The organism is Microcella alkalica (genome assembly GCF_014137945.1).
Taxonomy (GTDB): domain Bacteria; phylum Actinomycetota; class Actinomycetes; order Actinomycetales; family Microbacteriaceae; genus Microcella; species Microcella alkalica.
Map to the genome: position 1 here is coordinate 26,537 of NZ_JACGWX010000005.1, position 13,656 is coordinate 40,192.

Here is a 13,656-nt window from a genome sequence, read left to right on the forward strand (position 1 = left end):
GGTTGCTGTACGGCTCGCGCCGCTTCGGCCCCATCGTTTAGTGGCCTAGGACACCGCCCTTTCACGGCGGCAGCACGGGTTCGAATCCCGTTGGGGTCACCAGACCGCAGCACTACAATTCAATACGCATGGCCCTGTAGCGCAGTTGGTTAGCGTGCCGCCCTGTCACGGCGGAGGTCGCGGGTTCAAGTCCCGTCAGGGTCGCCACGGCGACGAGCCCGCTCCTCGGAGGGGGCTCGTTCCGTCCGGGGCGAAAGCCCCGTGGGCGGCAACGCCCTACGGCTCTGTAGCTCAGTTGGTAGAGCGCACGACTGAAAATCGTGAGGTCACGGGATCGACGCCCGTCGGAGCCACCACTAAATCACCAGGCCAGAGGCGGAACTTGCCGCAGACTCACCCCCTCCAAGTTGACCTCTCGACTGGGAGCCCAGGAACCGCGACAGCGCCGGAACAGCGCGCTGCGCAGCGAGGCGCCGCGTATCCGCGTAGAGTTGCGTCACGAGCAGCGACGAGTGCCCGAGGATCGCCTGCACGTCCGGCGCGGGTAACCCCGCCTCGAATAAGAACACCGCCGCCGTGTGCCGCAGGTCATGCCAATGCAGCGCAGGCTCGCCCGGGCCGAACGTCTTGACCCGATCGCGGATCGAGTGCCAGCCGAGCGCGCGGCTGAGATTCTTCGAGCTGATGAAGCCCCCGCGCGGCCCCGTGAAGAGATAGTCGTGCTCGCCCTTGCCTTCTGATGCCTCGCGCAGAATCGGCACCAGATCATCGACCACCGGCACGCTCCGCCTTCGCCGCCCCTTCGTCGGCCCGACCACCAGCTCACCCTGAAACTCGGGTGACGCCGTGCGACTGACCTTGATCGTGCGTTCAGCCCAATCGACATCACCGACCCGGAGGCCCGCAACCTCGCCCAGCCGACAGCCGGTAAAGACCATTGCGAGAACGAACCGCCGGTACGGGCCCGACGCCGGGAGTACATCGAGCAACCGCCCGTACTCCGGAATCGTCAGGGCGCGCGCCGCAACGTCGGGAGCCTGGCCCCGACGCCGATCGATCCCCACGCACGGATTCGACGGAATCAGACCGCCCTTCACCGCGACCCGGCACAGCGCGGACAGTGCCCCGAGCGCATCCGCTCGCGTGGACTCTGACCCCGTCCACGAGGCGAACGCCTCTTCCACGTCAAGAGTCGTCAGCGAGTTGATCGGGCGCTCCGCGAACCATGGGGCGACCCGAAGGCGCCAGGCGTACGAGTAAGCACGCTGCGTTCCTGGCGCGATCTTCGAGAACACGACGACGCGATAGCGATCCCAGAGCTCACCCACCCGGGGCGAGGTAATGTTTTCGTTCGCGAACATGTACGCAGACTACATGCTTTGTTCATGTTCGCGAACATCAACAGTTCGTGTTCGCGAACGCGTGTCCAGCGTCGAACTTCGGGTCTACCCTTGGGCCATGACCATAGAGCCCGATCCGAAGGCGACCGAACCTACGGCAGGAGCCCGGCAGGTCGACGACGTGAACTTCCATGAGCTGGGGAAGCGACTCGTGGACCTAGGCGAGCAACTCCGACTCATCGGAAGCCACACGGCCGCGCACAAGTTCGAGGACGCCTTCGATCGCGCGGTGCAAATCGATGTTCCCGAAGTATGGGCCGAGTACAACGCGACCGTCAGCGACGCGATCCGCCGCACGCTCGCTGGCATGGGCAGCTTCCGAAAGGACTACGCGAACTGGGAGCGCATCGTCGTGGAGTACGCGCTCACCAAAGACGTCTTCACACAGCGGGAGGTCGCCCGCCTACTTGGGGTCGGCTTGAGCACCGTCAATCGCTGGGCACAGCACCCCCTGAGCTACGAGGACTAGGGCGTGTCTCGTAACCTCTGCGGGATGTTGCGGCAGGCTGGGAGCGTGACGCGTACTCGTACTTTGTCGGATTCTGCTTGGGCTCGGATCGAGCCTTTGATGCCGATCGCTTCCCGCAAGGGCGGGCGACCGTTTCAGGAGCATCGTCGGGTGCTGGAGGGGATCGTGTGGCGGTATCGGACGGGTTCGCCGTGGCGTGATCTGCCCGCCGAGTTCGGGCCGTGGCAGACCGCGTGGAAGCGTCATCGCCGGTTCAGCGGAGACGGCACTTGGGATCGTATCTACGCCGAGATCCTCGCTGACGCGGACGCAGCGGGCGAGATCGAATGGGCCGTCAGCGTGGACTCCACCATCAACCGTGCGCATCAGCACGCAACGAACCTCCCGCGCGACACAGGGGGCTCTATCGAGTTACAAGAATTTGCGGGAGGAGCCGCCTGACCACGCGATTGGCAGGTCACGCGGAGGGTTGAGCACGAAGATCCACCACCTCGTCGACGGCCGCGGGCTACCGCTGGTCGTGCTGGTCGGCCCCGGGCAGGCCGGCGATGCCCCGATGTTCCCCGTGCTCATGGACCACCTCAAAGTTGGCCGGCGTGGCCCGGGCAGGCCCCGCTCGAGACCGGACCGCGTCCGCGGCGACAAGGCGTATTCCTCGCGTGCCATCCGCACCCGCCTGCGCGAACGCGGGATCGTCGCCGTGATCCCCGAGCCCTCCGACCAGCAGGGACACCGGCAGCGTCGCGGCTCCCGTGGCGGGCGACCAGTCAGCTACGACGTCGAGGACTACAAGGGTCGCAACGTTGTCGAACGCGGCTTCAACGAAGACAAGCAATGGCGTGGGCTCGCCACCAGATACGACAAACTCGCGCTCACCTACCGCGGCGGCGCGGTCCTGCGAGCCATCACACTCTGGCTCAAACGCTTAGGAGACACGCCCTAGGGCTCCCGAAATTTCCCCCACAAGATCAAGACCAAACCTCAGGCCGAGAATCGCCCCTTGCGCTGGCGCTAACTTCAGCGCCGGTGATACAGAAGACCGCGGATCACCCAAAGCGTGCCGAAACCAGCGCAGAGAAGGCCAAGGAAGTAGACGGGCCCAGCAGCCTGCATTCCGATGTTAACTCCAACTACCACGATTAGGAGAGCAACGACCAGCAGACCGATACCTGTCCAGAACATGCCCACGATGACCTCCTCTAGTTTGCCCGAACTGTATCGACGAAGCCTGAGGCAACGCAAGAGCCGGGCTCAAGAGTCGGCGATTCAGCCAGCAGTCGGAAACTTGGGGCGCTTGTTCTTCCAGGGCCCCCTGTCGCCTGCCAAGGGGTTCCCGAGGAAGGCGCCCTGCATAACAAAACTTATTCCCCATGGGAACTCCGACTGATAAATGGTTTCGTACCGATACTCGATCTCCCATGGAACCCAGAGGCCCCGCGCGACCTGTCCGCTTGGTGATCCAATAGCGTTCAGCCGGTCGACTCGAGACCGCACCAGACTCACCCCCCGCGAGACAGCACCAATGCCGTCATTACGCCGCGCCTCCCCCAACTCCAAGGGCGAATGAGAAAAGAACCAGAGGTCGAAGTCGAAGAGGTGCTGGCCGGTAAGTTGCATCGACTCATCGTCGAGCTGCTCGATCAACCAAACGGCAGCCTCCTCCGGGGAAGCGCTCTGCGCATCGGAATGCAGGAGATCGTTCAACGCTGGCATCAACATGGCCGTGTCCGACATAGGGGTATCGCGAAACTGGAACTCGGGCATAGCTCAAACTAAGCCCTGCGCGGTTAACAGTAAAGCGGCTCATCGCATTTGGGGGTGTAGCAACGGTCTAAAGCCTCCGGCCTCGAGCAGGGATCGGGCGATGTAGTTGGTGAGGTTCCGGAAGCCGAGGGCGGAGCCGCGGAGGTGCTCTGTCGCGCGTCAGAATGTTTGGCAGGGGTAGTTAGTTGCTGATGCAACGCCCCAGCTGAAAGGTCTGAATGTCATGAGTCGTCCCCCCACGATCCCCGCGGAGAAGAAGCTCCGCATCGTGTTGTCCGTGCTGCAGGGCGAGATCACGATCGCCGAGGCAGCCCGCCGTGAGAAGGTCTCCGAGCAAGCGATCGGGAACTGGAAGCGCCAGTTCCTCGAGGGCGGCAAGGCTGGGATCGAGGCGGGCAAGTCCAAGCCCTCGACCCGGGAGCAGCAACTCGAGGACGAGGTCGCCGAGCTCACCCAGGCTCTGGGTGAGGCAGCGGTTGAGATCCGCGTCTGGAAGAAGAGCGCCGAGGGCCGCTTGGGCCCTTCGAGGACCTCGAGGTGATCCGCGTCGAGGCGGGCATGTCGACTTCGAGGTTCTGCCAGCTGATCGACATGCCCGAACGCACCTGGCGGCGCTGGCAGGCCAAAGCGAAGCAGTCCCGACCGCCGAAGGGCCCGTGGCCGCAGCCGGCGAGGGAGGCGGCCCGCGAGCTCGCCACGAAACACGCCTTGGCGCATCCGGCGTGGGGTCATCGGAAGATCTGGGCGATGACGCGGCATGACGGTCATAAGGTGTCGCAGGCGACTGTGCTGCGGCTGCTGCGCGATGACGGGCTGATCCTGCCGTCCGAGTACCAGAGGCAGCGCCGCCAGCTCGCGGCGGATCGCAAGGCCGCGTTCGCGAGGAACCCGACGGGGCCCAATCAGGTGTGGCAGCTGGACTTCAGCGAGTTCGAGACCACGACCGGTGGCACCTGGCGGATCGCCGGGTGCCGGGACTGGTTCTCCAAGGTCGAGCATCCGTTCCACGTGTCGCCGACAGCGAATCAGCACGACGCGATCGCGGCGATAGAGCTCGCCTTGGTCGATTACGAAGCGATGTTCGGGCACCCGCTCGTCGACACCTGCCCTATCGATCCCGAGACCGGTGAGCTGCTGCCGGTGGTGACGATCGTGACGGACAACGGCGGCCCGTTCCGGTCGCTGAATTTCGAGCTGTTCATCATGCGCCACCCCGAGCTACGTCACGTCCGCACCCGAGTGAGATCACCGGGTCAGAACGGGTCACGCGAACGCGGATTCGGAACATTGAAATACGAGCGGCTGTTCCTCGACGACATCCCCGACGCGCTCACCCTCGTCGAACGCGCAGAGGACTACCGCATCGAGTACAACACCGAACGTCCTCACGAAGCGATCGCCTGGAACCGGCCGATCGACGTGCACCTCGGCCTGGCCGACCCCACCATCCCCAACTTCGAAATCGAAGAAACCCTGCCAACTACTTGACGCGGGACAGCTCGAGACGGCCATTGATCGCCTCGGTCGGCCCGTTCGAGGTGCCGGGCCGGTCGAAGTAGGCGAGCACGTCGGCGGCGCGCTGTTTCAGCGTCCGGCCGAGGGCGATGACCTCGCGGAGCGCCCCGGGGACGCCGACGCTGACCGTGTCGATCAGCTCGATCATCAGCTGCTTGCCCGCGGCTCGGTCGGGGTCGCGGTAGGAGGCGACCATGTGCTGGTAGATGCCCCAGGTGACCTCGACGGCGGCATGCCGCTCGTCGGCGAAGAGCGCGTCGAGCCGCTGCTGCTGGCGCGGCGTGTGGAACGCGGCACCGGTGTGGAGGGTGCGGCGGGCGGCGTAGAGCGGATCGCCCTTGCGGCCGCGGTGGCCGTGGATCTGCTGCTGGACGCGCCGCCGGCAGCTGTCGAGCGCGTTGCCGGCGAGGCGGACGACGTGGAACGGATCCATGACGGCCACCGCCTCGGGCAGCTCCTCGACGGTGGCGGTCTTGAAGCCGGAGAAGCCGTCCATCGCGACAACTTCGACGCCGTCTCGCCACGCCTGAGGTCGGGCGGCGAGCCACTGCTGGAACGCGTGCTTGGAGCGGCCCTCGACCATGTCCAGCAGCCTGGCTGGCCCCGTCTTGTCGCGGATCGGGGTGAGGTCGATGATGACGGTCACGTAGCGGTCGCCGCGGCGCGTGTGACGCCAGACGTGCTCGTCCACGCCCAGCACCGCGACCCCCTCGAACCGTGCCGGGTCGTCGAGCAGGCGGCGCCTGCCCTCCTCGAGCACGGCGGTGTTGGCGGTGTGCCAGGCGACGCCCAGGCCGGCCGCGACGCGCGAGACGGTGAGATGGTCGAGCACCAGCGCGTCCAGCGCCCAGCGCAGTCCCGCGCGAGAGATCTTCGCACGCGGCTCCGCCGCCGCGGCCGTGTCCTGCCGCCAGACGCGGCCGCAGCCGCTGCAGCGATACCGGCGCAGGCGCAGCAGCAAGGTCGTCGGCCGATGCCCGAACGGCGCATGCGCCAAGCTACGCGTGACCGTGTCGCGCGGCACGCCCCGGCAGCCGCAGGCGCGGCACCAGTCGTCGGCCTCGATGACCCGGCAGGCGAGCACCGCCCGGTCGCGCTCAAGCCGTTGACCCGTCACCTCCAGACCGAGCTCGTCGAGCCGGCAGAACGTGGTGAGGCAGGGCGCGTCGAAGGTAGCGTTGAGCACGTCGAGGTCTTTCGGACGGTGAGCGTAGGAACTCCCATCCTGGAAGACCTCGACCTCTACCCCGGCAACGACGCGGCACGGAGGTCTACACCCTCAACTGCGAAGAGCCGAGTAACCTTCGAGGGATTCCTCTAGATCTCAACCTCTTCGAAATGGACCCCGTACTCGCTTTGTGGGGCCACTTGCTCTGGGGGAGGCCTTTTGGTTGACAAGGCAGGCGATGGTTGACTGCAGATGCAAGGAAGACCCCGGCTGACTCTCGCCGGGACCGCACTAGTCACGAGAGAACACCTTGGACACTGACAGCGACCGAATCTTGATCCCTGGTGAGAACTTCCCGCCATGGCCGTCCATCAAGTTGGACTATGCCCAGAGCCTCGGTCGTGAGCTGAACGATCGAGTGAACGCTTGGCGTGAGAGGCTCGGCGCGGAGTCGGCCTCTGAGATTGCCGCTGACGGTAAGTCAGGAATCGTTCGTGCACGACTAATAGAACCTCCACCAATCATCGAATGGGCTCTTCTCTTTGGTGACGTCCTTCACAATTACAGATCGGCGCTCGACGCCCTCGTCTGGGAACTTGCGCACCTGGACGGCCTTATCCCCCACGAGCGCGTCGTCCGAAGCATCTACTTCCCCCTCGCGACCTCAAGAACGCAGTGGAAGAAGATCTCCGAGAGACAACTGGCGAGTGTGCCGCAGTTCGCGCTGGATCGCCTGGCACGTGTGCAGCCCTTTCACGCCCAGCCAGTAGAGAAGGGGATCGGCCTCACCTTGCATCGTTTGGACATCGAAAACAAGCACAGATCAGTTGTCGATATGACGCTCAGCGCCGTGGACAAGTCTTCTTTCGCCGTCGTCGTCAAACACCGGGAGGAGCCTCCTGTCGGAGTAGACGGTGAGCCTGACTGGGAGTGGAACGCTCCTGAATCCGGCATCACAGACGGCGACGAGGTACTTCACTTTTGGAGTGAGGACGCGATCGAAGAGTTCCTGGTCCCTCATCTGCCGCTTTCTGTGGTTGTTCGAGACGGGGAGGATCCACGCGAACTCTGGGATCTTCTGCGGCATGTTGACGCACAGGTGGTGGCGACGTTCAACACTGTCTACCTTGGGTACGACACGGAAGATCACATTCAATTCATAAGTGACCGAGGCCTCCGACTTGGAGCCCCCTCAATAGACCCGGAGTAGGGCGAGTTGATTCCGGGCCCAACTCAGGGAGTACTCATGGCCGACGGATTCAGCGCCGAGGAGCGCGCCGCGATGAAGGAGCGCGCCACCGAGCTGCGCGCAGAGGCGAAGCGCGAGAAGGGCGCGGCGAAGGCCGCCGCCGAGCTGCAGGACGTGCTCGACGCGATCGCGAAGCTCGACGGCGACGACCGCCCGCTCGCGACGCGGGTGCACGAGCTCGTGACCGCCGCCGAGCCGCGGCTCGCCCCGCGCACCTGGTACGGCATGCCCGCGTACGCCCTCGACGGCAAGGTCGTGTGCTTCTTCAAGGCGGCGGGAAAGTTTGAGGGCCGGTACTGCGAGCTGGGCTTCAACGACCCCGCGAAGCTGGATGACGGCAGCATGTGGCCGACGGTGTTCGCCATCACGGCGATCGGCCCAGCCGAGGAGACCGCGATCACTGAGCTCGTCACGCGCGCCGTCGGCTGAACTCCCCGCACCCCGTCACGCCGCACGTTCGGGGCCGAATAACCTGATCACGTGATCGTCGGCCTCGGCACCCTGCTCAACGTGACCACCATCGTCGTCGGCGCCGCCATCGGCGTCCTGATCGGCCACCGCCTACAGGAGCGCACGACCCGCGTCGTCACCGACGCCCTCGGCCTCATCGTGATCGTCCTCGGCGGCCTGAACCTCGTCTCGCTCTCCGACCCCGCCCTCGTCGGCGCCGTCGGCGCTGGCGGCGCCTTCCTCGTTGTCATCGGCGCCCTCCTCATCGGCAGCATTATCGGATCCCTCGCGGGCATCGAGAGCCGCCTCGAGGGCTTCGGTGGGTGGCTGCAGTCGCGCTTCACGCGGAAGAGCGCGAGCGCAGCATCCGCCGGCCCGATCGACCCCGCGATCGTGGATGCTCCGCTCGTGCTCTCGCCCCGCGAGCGCTTCATCACCGGGTTCGTCGACGCGTCGCTCGTGTTCGCGATCGGCCCCCTCGCGATCCTCGGCGCCTTCCAGGACGGCACGGGCCAGGGCTTCGACCAGCTCGCCCTCAAGGCGACGCTCGACGGCTTCGCGTCGATCGCGTTCGCGGCCTCGCTCGGTTGGGGCGTCGCGGCGTCGGCCCTGCCGGTCGGCATCTGGCAGGGGCTGCTGACGGCGCTCGCGTTCCTGCTCGGCTCGGTGATGTCGGGCGCAGCGATCGCGGCGCTCACCGCGACGGGCGGCGTGCTGCTGCTCGGCGTCGGAGTCCGCCTGCTCAACCTGCGCCACATCGCCGTCGGCGACATGCTGCCCGCGCTCGTCATCGCTCCCCTGCTCGCGGTGGGCATCCAGTCTCTCGGCATCGCAGGCTGACCCGGCGCGCCGCCACGCTCAGCAGTCGCAGCTGATCGCGGGCTCGACCGGCGCCGTCAGCGGGTCGACCGCGCGATGGATCGGCCCGCTCGACCCCTCAACCGGGTAGCCCTCGCGCGCCCAGTACTCGAAGCCGCCGAGCATCTCCTTCACCGCGACGCCGAAGCCGGCCAGATCGCGGGCCGCCTTGGCTGCGCCGTTGCAGCCGGGCCCCCAGCAGTACACGACGACCGGGATGCCCGCCTCGAGCTCGCCGATGCGCACGACGAGCTCCTGCCGCGGGAGGTGCCGCGCGCCCACGGCGTGACCCTGATCCCACGCGACCTGCCCGCGCACGTCGACGAAGTGGAAGCGCTCGCCCGACTCGAGAGCGGCGGCCACGTCGGAGGCGTCGGTCTCGAACGCCAGGCGCGCGGCGTAGTGGGCCGCGGTCGCCGCCGGGTCGGCGAAGAGGCCAAGGGCGCTGTCGATCATGGCGCCATGATGGCACGCGGCGGGAACACTTCCGGGGTCCGCGCAGTTGACTGATTGCATGACCGACACCTCCTCCATCACTCCCGTCGACGGCGCCATCACGATGTACGGCGCCGACTGGTGCCGCGACTGCCGCCGCACCGAGGCCCTGCTCAACGACCTCGGTGTCGAGTGGACCAAGATCGACGTCGAGGCCTCGGCCGAGGCCGCCGCGCAGGCGCAGGCGATCAGCGGCCGCATGAACATCCCCGTCGTCGTCTTCCCCGACGGCTCGCACCTGGTCGAGCCGAGCGACGCGGCCGTGCGCGAGAAGCTCGCGGTGTAGCGACCACCCCCGAAGGGGGCGTACGCTCAGCCCGACAGGGTCGCCACGGCTCTCGATTGGAGAGACATCATGGGTGAGAAGTCAGTGCGCAAGAGCTCGGGCAAGACCGCGGCCTCGAAGACGCTCAAGGAGAAGCGCGTCGCCAAGGCCGACAAGAAGGCCGCGAGCGACCGCCAGCAGAACCACGACGCCGTATCGCGCGCAGCGAAGAACTGAGAGCCATCAGCGCTCGCACCATCGAGCGAGGGTCCGCATCGCCTGACGGCGATCTAGGCTCCGCTCCTCTTCGGGCCAAAGGGCTCTAATACGACGCTTCGAGCCTCCCTACGCTGTGGCCAGCCGACCGGATTCTGCCGGAACGGGCACCACAGGATCGAGGAGGAACGAAATGGGAAAGCTCGATGGACGCGTCGCCCTGATCACCGGCGGCGCACGCGGGATGGGGGCCGCGCACGCGCGGCTCATGGTCGAGGAGGGCGCGACCGTCGTCATCACCGATGTGCTCGATGACGAGGGCGCTGCGCTCGCCGAGGAGATCGGCGCGGTGTATCACCGCCTCGACGTCACGGACGAGGACGCCTGGGCGTCGGTGGTCTCCTCCGTGCACGCGGAGCAGGGCGCGATCAGCATCCTGATCAACAACGCCGGGGTCGTCGGATTCTCGCCGATCGCGACGGCGACCACCGAGGAGTGGAACCGCGTCATCGGCATCAATCTCACCGGCACCTTCTTCGGGATGCGCGCGGTGATCGAATCCATGTCGAGCGCCGGCGACGGCGTCATCATCAACATCTCATCGACCGCCGGGATCCAGGGCTACTCGAACCTGAGCGCCTACGTCGCCAGCAAGTGGGGCGTCCGCGGCCTCACGAAGTCGGCGGCGCTCGACCTCGGTCACCGCGGGATCCGTGTCGTGTCCATCCACCCCGGCCCGATCCGCACGCCGATGACCGACGGATTCGGCGACGAGATGACTCAGTCGCAGCCCATCGCCCGCTTCGGCGAGTCGGAGGAAGTGGCCAAGCTCGCGCTCTTCCTGGCGGCCGACGCGACGTACTCGACCGGCACCGAGTTCATCATCGACGGCGGAGCGACCGTCGGACAGGCGCTGCAGCCTCCCCAGGAGTGAGGGGATGCGCGACGCGCCGCCGTCCACCACAGAGACGGCGCGTCGCGAGCTCGGGGTCGCCGAGCAGCTCGTGACGAGCGACCGCGCCTAGCGGCGCGAGCCCTTCGCCGCGACGAGATCCTTCTCGTCGATCGGCGCGAGACCGCGAGACCGCTGGTCGGCGAAGTAGGCCCGGGCCTCCTCCTGCCGGATGTGCTCGACGCCCGTCGCGATCTCGGCGCGGATGTGCTCGGGGCGAAGCCCGAACGCCTCGGTGAGGGCGAGCGCGTGCGGGCGGAGGCGCGGCAGAAGTCGGCCATCGATGTACTCGGTGATCGCCTGCGCGCGCTGGCCGGAGAGCCGACCGTGGATGAGGTACCAGGCGAGGTTCTTCTCGATGAGGGTGAACCCGAACAGGTCGCGCAGCCACGTGAGCACCTGCTTCGTGCCGTCGTCGGCCACGTCGTCGAGAGCGTCGGTGAAGGCCTCCCACTGCAGCAGCTCGGCGTGCGCGCGGGCGGCCTCGATGAGCTCGTTCTGGTGGCGGTTGAACAGCGCAGCGGCCTCGGCCTTCGGCAGCTTCGAGGCGGGCCGCAGGCGGCCGGCGAGCTCGGCGACCATCGTCTCGACGCGGTCGGTGAGCAGCTGGCGCTGGGCCGCGCTCCCGCGGACGTAGCCGACCGAGCGCGCGGTCGAGCCGAAGTCGGCCACCTGCTGCACGAGGCGGCGAAGACCCGTGCGGTGCACGGCGGCGTCTCCGACCTGCTCGACCATGTACGCGGCGAGCGCGCCTGCGTCGGCCTTCGCGAACTTGCGCGAGTAGTCGGTGAGCAGCCGCTTGGCGACGAGCTGCAGCAGAACGTTGTTGTCGCCCTCGAAGGTCGCGTAGACGTCGAGGTCGGCGCGCAGCTGCACGAGACGGTTCTCGGCGAGGAAACCCTGCCCGCCGCACGCCTCGCGCGACTCCTGGATGATGTCGAGAGCGTTCCACGTGCTGAGCGGCTTGAGCGCCGCAGCAAGGGTCTCGAGATCCTGCCGCGCCTCGTCGGTGTCCTCCGCGCCCGAGAAGACGGCGTCGAACTTGGTCAGGAACACCTCGTGCGCGAACGACATCGCGTAGGTCGTCGCGAGGCGCGGCAGCAGGCGACGCTGGTGGCGCTGATAGTCGAGCAGCACGACCTCGTCGTCGCTGTCGGCGGTGAACTGGCGGCGCTCGCTGCCGTAGCGCAGCGCGATCGTGAGGGCGAGCTTGCTCGCGACGACGCACGCGCCGTCGAGCGAAATGCGGCCCTGCACGAGCGTGCCGAGCATCGTGAAGAAGCGGCGGCCCGGGCTCGCGATCGGCGAGGTGTAGACGCCCTGTGCGTCGACGTCGCCGTACCGGTTGAGGAGGTTCGTGCGCGGCACGCGCACGTTCGTGAAGTGCAGGCGGCCGTTGTCGATGCCGTTGAGCCCTCCCTTGAGGCCGTCGTCGTCGCCGCCGATGCCGGGGAGGAACTCGCCGTTCTCATCGCGGATGGGCACGTAGATCGCGTGCACGCCGTGGTTCACGCCGCGCGTTATGAGCTGGGCGAATACGACGGCGGCCTTGGCGTGGATGGCCGCGTTGCCGAGGTAGTCCTTCCAGGCGGCGCGGAACGGAGTGTCGATGACCCACTCGTCGGTCGCCGCATCGAAGGTCGCCGTCGTCCCCACAGCCGAGACGTCGGAGCCATGTCCCGTCTCCGTCATCGCGAACGCGCCGGGAACGGCGAGGCTGAGCGCATCGGGGAGGAGTGCCGCGTGGTGGGCCTCAGTGCCCAGGTGCTGGATCGCGGCGGCGAAGAGCCCCCACTGCACGCCCGACTTGATCTGCATGCTCGGGTCGCCGAGCACGAGCTCCTCGAAGCTCGCGATGTTGCCGCCGTTGTCCTCCTGGCCTCCGACCGATTTCGGGAAGGCGCGGTGTACGGAGCCGTTCTCGACGAGCAGGTGCAGCTGGCCGAGCACGCGCTCGCGGTGCTCGTGCATGCCGAGCTCCGGGTCGCGGTGGAACTCAGGGCGGGCCATGAGCTCGCGCGCGTGCTCACGGGCGTAGGCCCACTGCCCGAGGAGCTGCCGGCCGAGGTTTTCGACGTCAACGGAAACAGCTTCGGGCTCAGGGGCCGCGGGCGAGGCGGGAAGGTCGGCGTCGGCTGCGGCCGCGGGTCCGGCCACGCCGGCGGGCGCGGTCGTGCGAGCGGTCGTGGAGTCGGCGAGCGGAGTCATCTCTGTCCCATCGTGTGAAGCCGGAAGTGTGGAGGGCCTGGCCGGAACGGCGGCGAGCATCCCCGATTTCGACAGTAGGAGCGCGAGTGCCGGCCCGGGCGATCGTGGTGCCCGAGGCACGAAGGGGCGACGGATGCCCGCGGGGCGCCTTGTAGGAATCCCTCGGTTCCGTAGCGAACGCATGGTGGACTCCCCACGGCTGTTCGCCCTGCGCGCATACCCCTCGGGGTATCCGCGCAGCTGTGGCACGATGGATGCATGGCAACCGTAGACCTGACCTCGGCCGACTTCGAGCAGACCGTGACGGCCCCTGGGATCACCCTCGTGGACTTCTGGGCGGAGTGGTGCGGCCCGTGCCGCCAGTTCGCGCCCGTCTACGACAGGGCGAGCGAGCAGCACCCGGACGTGACCTTCGGCAGGGTCGACACCGAGGCCGAGCAGGCTCTCGCGTCGGCGGCGAACATACGCTCGATCCCGACCCTCATGGCCTTCCGCGACGGCATCCTCGTCTTCGCGCAGCCGGGCGCACTGCCCGGTCCCGCGCTCGAGCAGGTCATCACCGCCGTTAAGGGCCTCGAGATGGACGACGTCCGCGCGAAGGTCGCCGCCGCTCAGGCGGAGGCCTCGAGCGGCGCGTAGCCTCTGCG

Annotated in this window: 15 protein-coding genes, 3 tRNA genes and 1 pseudogene; 14 read left to right on the plus strand and 5 right to left on the minus strand. The window is 67.2% G+C overall.

Annotation, left to right across the window (positions count from 1 at the left end):
• Positions 1 to 26: 26 nt before the first annotated feature.
• From FHX53_RS09675 to FHX53_RS09685, 3 genes are all read left to right on the plus strand, one after another.
• A tRNA-Glu gene (locus FHX53_RS09675) sits at positions 27 to 102 on the plus strand.
• Positions 103 to 130: 28 nt separating this feature from the next.
• Positions 131 to 207: transfer RNA gene (locus FHX53_RS09680), tRNA-Asp, on the plus strand.
• Between the two features lie 73 nt (positions 208 to 280).
• Positions 281 to 356: transfer RNA gene (locus tag FHX53_RS09685), tRNA-Phe, on the plus strand.
• Here the strand turns inward: FHX53_RS09685 and FHX53_RS09690 are convergent.
• Positions 357 to 1,361: a tyrosine-type recombinase/integrase gene (locus tag FHX53_RS09690; protein ID WP_182491159.1), complete on the minus strand. Its 1,005-nt coding sequence runs from the start codon at positions 1,359 to 1,361 to the stop codon at positions 357 to 359.
• A 97-nt stretch (positions 1,362 to 1,458) separates the two neighbouring features.
• On the opposite strand from FHX53_RS09690, the gene FHX53_RS09695 reads away from it, so the two are divergent.
• Positions 1,459 to 1,869 (plus strand): helix-turn-helix domain-containing protein, encoded by a 411-nt coding sequence (locus FHX53_RS09695; RefSeq protein ID WP_182491160.1) that lies wholly within the window; start codon positions 1,459 to 1,461, stop codon positions 1,867 to 1,869.
• Between the two features lie 45 nt (positions 1,870 to 1,914).
• Positions 1,915 to 2,812 (plus strand): IS5 family transposase gene (locus tag FHX53_RS09700; RefSeq protein WP_425488290.1). Its coding sequence is split into 2 segments (ribosomal slippage): positions 1,915 to 2,252 and positions 2,251 to 2,812, totalling 900 coding nucleotides; the frame shifts between segments, so codons are not numbered across the junction.
• Positions 2,813 to 3,135: 323 nt separating this feature from the next.
• Here FHX53_RS09700 and FHX53_RS09705 read toward each other — a convergent pair.
• Positions 3,136 to 3,633, minus strand: coding sequence for a hypothetical protein (locus FHX53_RS09705; protein WP_182491161.1), 498 nt, complete (start codon positions 3,631 to 3,633; stop codon positions 3,136 to 3,138).
• Positions 3,634 to 3,856: 223 nt separating this feature from the next.
• Between FHX53_RS09705 and FHX53_RS09710 the strand changes: the two genes are divergently transcribed.
• A complete protein-coding gene (locus tag FHX53_RS09710; protein ID WP_159502532.1) occupies positions 3,857 to 4,174 on the plus strand; it encodes a transposase in 318 nt (105 codons plus the stop codon).
• 50 nt (positions 4,175 to 4,224) lie between these two features.
• On the plus strand, positions 4,225 to 5,121 hold the full coding sequence (locus FHX53_RS09715; protein WP_246335436.1) for an integrase core domain-containing protein: 897 nt from the start codon (positions 4,225 to 4,227) through the stop codon (positions 5,119 to 5,121).
• A 10-nt stretch (positions 5,122 to 5,131) separates the two neighbouring features.
• On the opposite strand, the pseudogene FHX53_RS09720 reads toward FHX53_RS09715, so the two are convergent.
• Positions 5,132 to 6,334 (minus strand): annotated as a pseudogene (locus FHX53_RS09720) (ISL3 family transposase); the annotation flags it as partial.
• A gap of 292 nt (positions 6,335 to 6,626) precedes the next feature.
• Between FHX53_RS09720 and FHX53_RS09725 the strand changes: the two are divergent.
• From FHX53_RS09725 to FHX53_RS09735, 3 genes are read left to right on the plus strand one after another with little or no spacing between them, the layout of a single operon-like run.
• The gene (locus FHX53_RS09725; RefSeq protein WP_182491163.1) at positions 6,627 to 7,526 is read left to right on the plus strand and encodes a hypothetical protein; all 900 of its coding nucleotides are present in this window, start codon (positions 6,627 to 6,629) and stop codon (positions 7,524 to 7,526) included.
• Positions 7,527 to 7,562: 36 nt separating this feature from the next.
• On the plus strand, positions 7,563 to 7,994 hold the full coding sequence (locus FHX53_RS09730) for an iron chaperone (protein WP_182491164.1): 432 nt from the start codon (positions 7,563 to 7,565) through the stop codon (positions 7,992 to 7,994).
• 51 nt (positions 7,995 to 8,045) lie between these two features.
• A complete protein-coding gene (locus tag FHX53_RS09735) occupies positions 8,046 to 8,855 on the plus strand; it encodes a DUF554 family protein (RefSeq protein ID WP_182491165.1) in 810 nt (269 codons plus the stop codon).
• Positions 8,856 to 8,873: 18 nt separating this feature from the next.
• On the opposite strand, the gene FHX53_RS09740 is transcribed toward FHX53_RS09735, so the two are convergent.
• Entirely contained in the window at positions 8,874 to 9,329 is a 456-nt protein-coding gene (locus FHX53_RS09740) for a rhodanese-like domain-containing protein (protein WP_182491166.1), read from the minus strand.
• A gap of 58 nt (positions 9,330 to 9,387) precedes the next feature.
• Between FHX53_RS09740 and FHX53_RS09745 the strand changes: the two genes are divergently transcribed.
• The 3 genes from FHX53_RS09745 to FHX53_RS09755 all read left to right on the plus strand — a co-directional run bounded on the left by FHX53_RS09745 (position 9,388) and on the right by FHX53_RS09755 (position 10,783).
• The gene (locus FHX53_RS09745; protein ID WP_182491167.1) at positions 9,388 to 9,654 is read left to right on the plus strand and encodes a glutaredoxin family protein; all 267 of its coding nucleotides are present in this window, start codon (positions 9,388 to 9,390) and stop codon (positions 9,652 to 9,654) included.
• 69 nt (positions 9,655 to 9,723) lie between these two features.
• Positions 9,724 to 9,870, plus strand: coding sequence for a hypothetical protein (locus tag FHX53_RS09750; RefSeq protein WP_162242482.1), 147 nt, complete (start codon positions 9,724 to 9,726; stop codon positions 9,868 to 9,870).
• A gap of 172 nt (positions 9,871 to 10,042) precedes the next feature.
• Positions 10,043 to 10,783: an SDR family NAD(P)-dependent oxidoreductase gene (locus tag FHX53_RS09755; RefSeq protein WP_182491168.1), complete on the plus strand. Its 741-nt coding sequence runs from the start codon at positions 10,043 to 10,045 to the stop codon at positions 10,781 to 10,783.
• A gap of 87 nt (positions 10,784 to 10,870) precedes the next feature.
• Here the strand turns inward: FHX53_RS09755 and FHX53_RS09760 are convergent, their stop codons facing one another.
• Positions 10,871 to 13,009 (minus strand): acyl-CoA dehydrogenase family protein, encoded by a 2,139-nt coding sequence (locus FHX53_RS09760; RefSeq protein WP_182491169.1) that lies wholly within the window; start codon positions 13,007 to 13,009, stop codon positions 10,871 to 10,873.
• Positions 13,010 to 13,267: 258 nt separating this feature from the next.
• Between FHX53_RS09760 and FHX53_RS09765 the strand changes: the two genes are divergently transcribed.
• On the plus strand, positions 13,268 to 13,648 hold the full coding sequence (locus tag FHX53_RS09765; RefSeq protein WP_182491170.1) for a thioredoxin family protein: 381 nt from the start codon (positions 13,268 to 13,270) through the stop codon (positions 13,646 to 13,648).
• Positions 13,649 to 13,656: the final 8 nt, after the last annotated feature.

What these genes read in the sequence shown, in the direction of transcription:
- FHX53_RS09690 (WP_182491159.1), bottom strand. Translation starts at nt 1,361, where the DNA reads ATGTTCGCGAACGAAAACATTACCTCGCCCCGGGTGGGTGAGCTCTGG.
- FHX53_RS09695 (WP_182491160.1), top strand. Translation starts at nt 1,459, where the DNA reads ATGACCATAGAGCCCGATCCGAAGGCGACCGAACCTACGGCAGGAGCC.
- FHX53_RS09705 (WP_182491161.1), bottom strand. Translation starts at nt 3,633, where the DNA reads ATGCCCGAGTTCCAGTTTCGCGATACCCCTATGTCGGACACGGCCATG.
- FHX53_RS09710 (WP_159502532.1), top strand. Translation starts at nt 3,857, where the DNA reads ATGAGTCGTCCCCCCACGATCCCCGCGGAGAAGAAGCTCCGCATCGTG.
- FHX53_RS09715 (WP_246335436.1), top strand. Translation starts at nt 4,225, where the DNA reads ATGCCCGAACGCACCTGGCGGCGCTGGCAGGCCAAAGCGAAGCAGTCC.
- FHX53_RS09730 (WP_182491164.1), top strand. Translation starts at nt 7,563, where the DNA reads ATGGCCGACGGATTCAGCGCCGAGGAGCGCGCCGCGATGAAGGAGCGC.
- FHX53_RS09740 (WP_182491166.1), bottom strand. Translation starts at nt 9,329, where the DNA reads ATGATCGACAGCGCCCTTGGCCTCTTCGCCGACCCGGCGGCGACCGCG.
- FHX53_RS09745 (WP_182491167.1), top strand. Translation starts at nt 9,388, where the DNA reads ATGACCGACACCTCCTCCATCACTCCCGTCGACGGCGCCATCACGATG.
- FHX53_RS09750 (WP_162242482.1), top strand. Translation starts at nt 9,724, where the DNA reads ATGGGTGAGAAGTCAGTGCGCAAGAGCTCGGGCAAGACCGCGGCCTCG.
- FHX53_RS09755 (WP_182491168.1), top strand. Translation starts at nt 10,043, where the DNA reads ATGGGAAAGCTCGATGGACGCGTCGCCCTGATCACCGGCGGCGCACGC.
- FHX53_RS09760 (WP_182491169.1), bottom strand. Translation starts at nt 13,009, where the DNA reads ATGACTCCGCTCGCCGACTCCACGACCGCTCGCACGACCGCGCCCGCC.
- FHX53_RS09765 (WP_182491170.1), top strand. Translation starts at nt 13,268, where the DNA reads ATGGCAACCGTAGACCTGACCTCGGCCGACTTCGAGCAGACCGTGACG.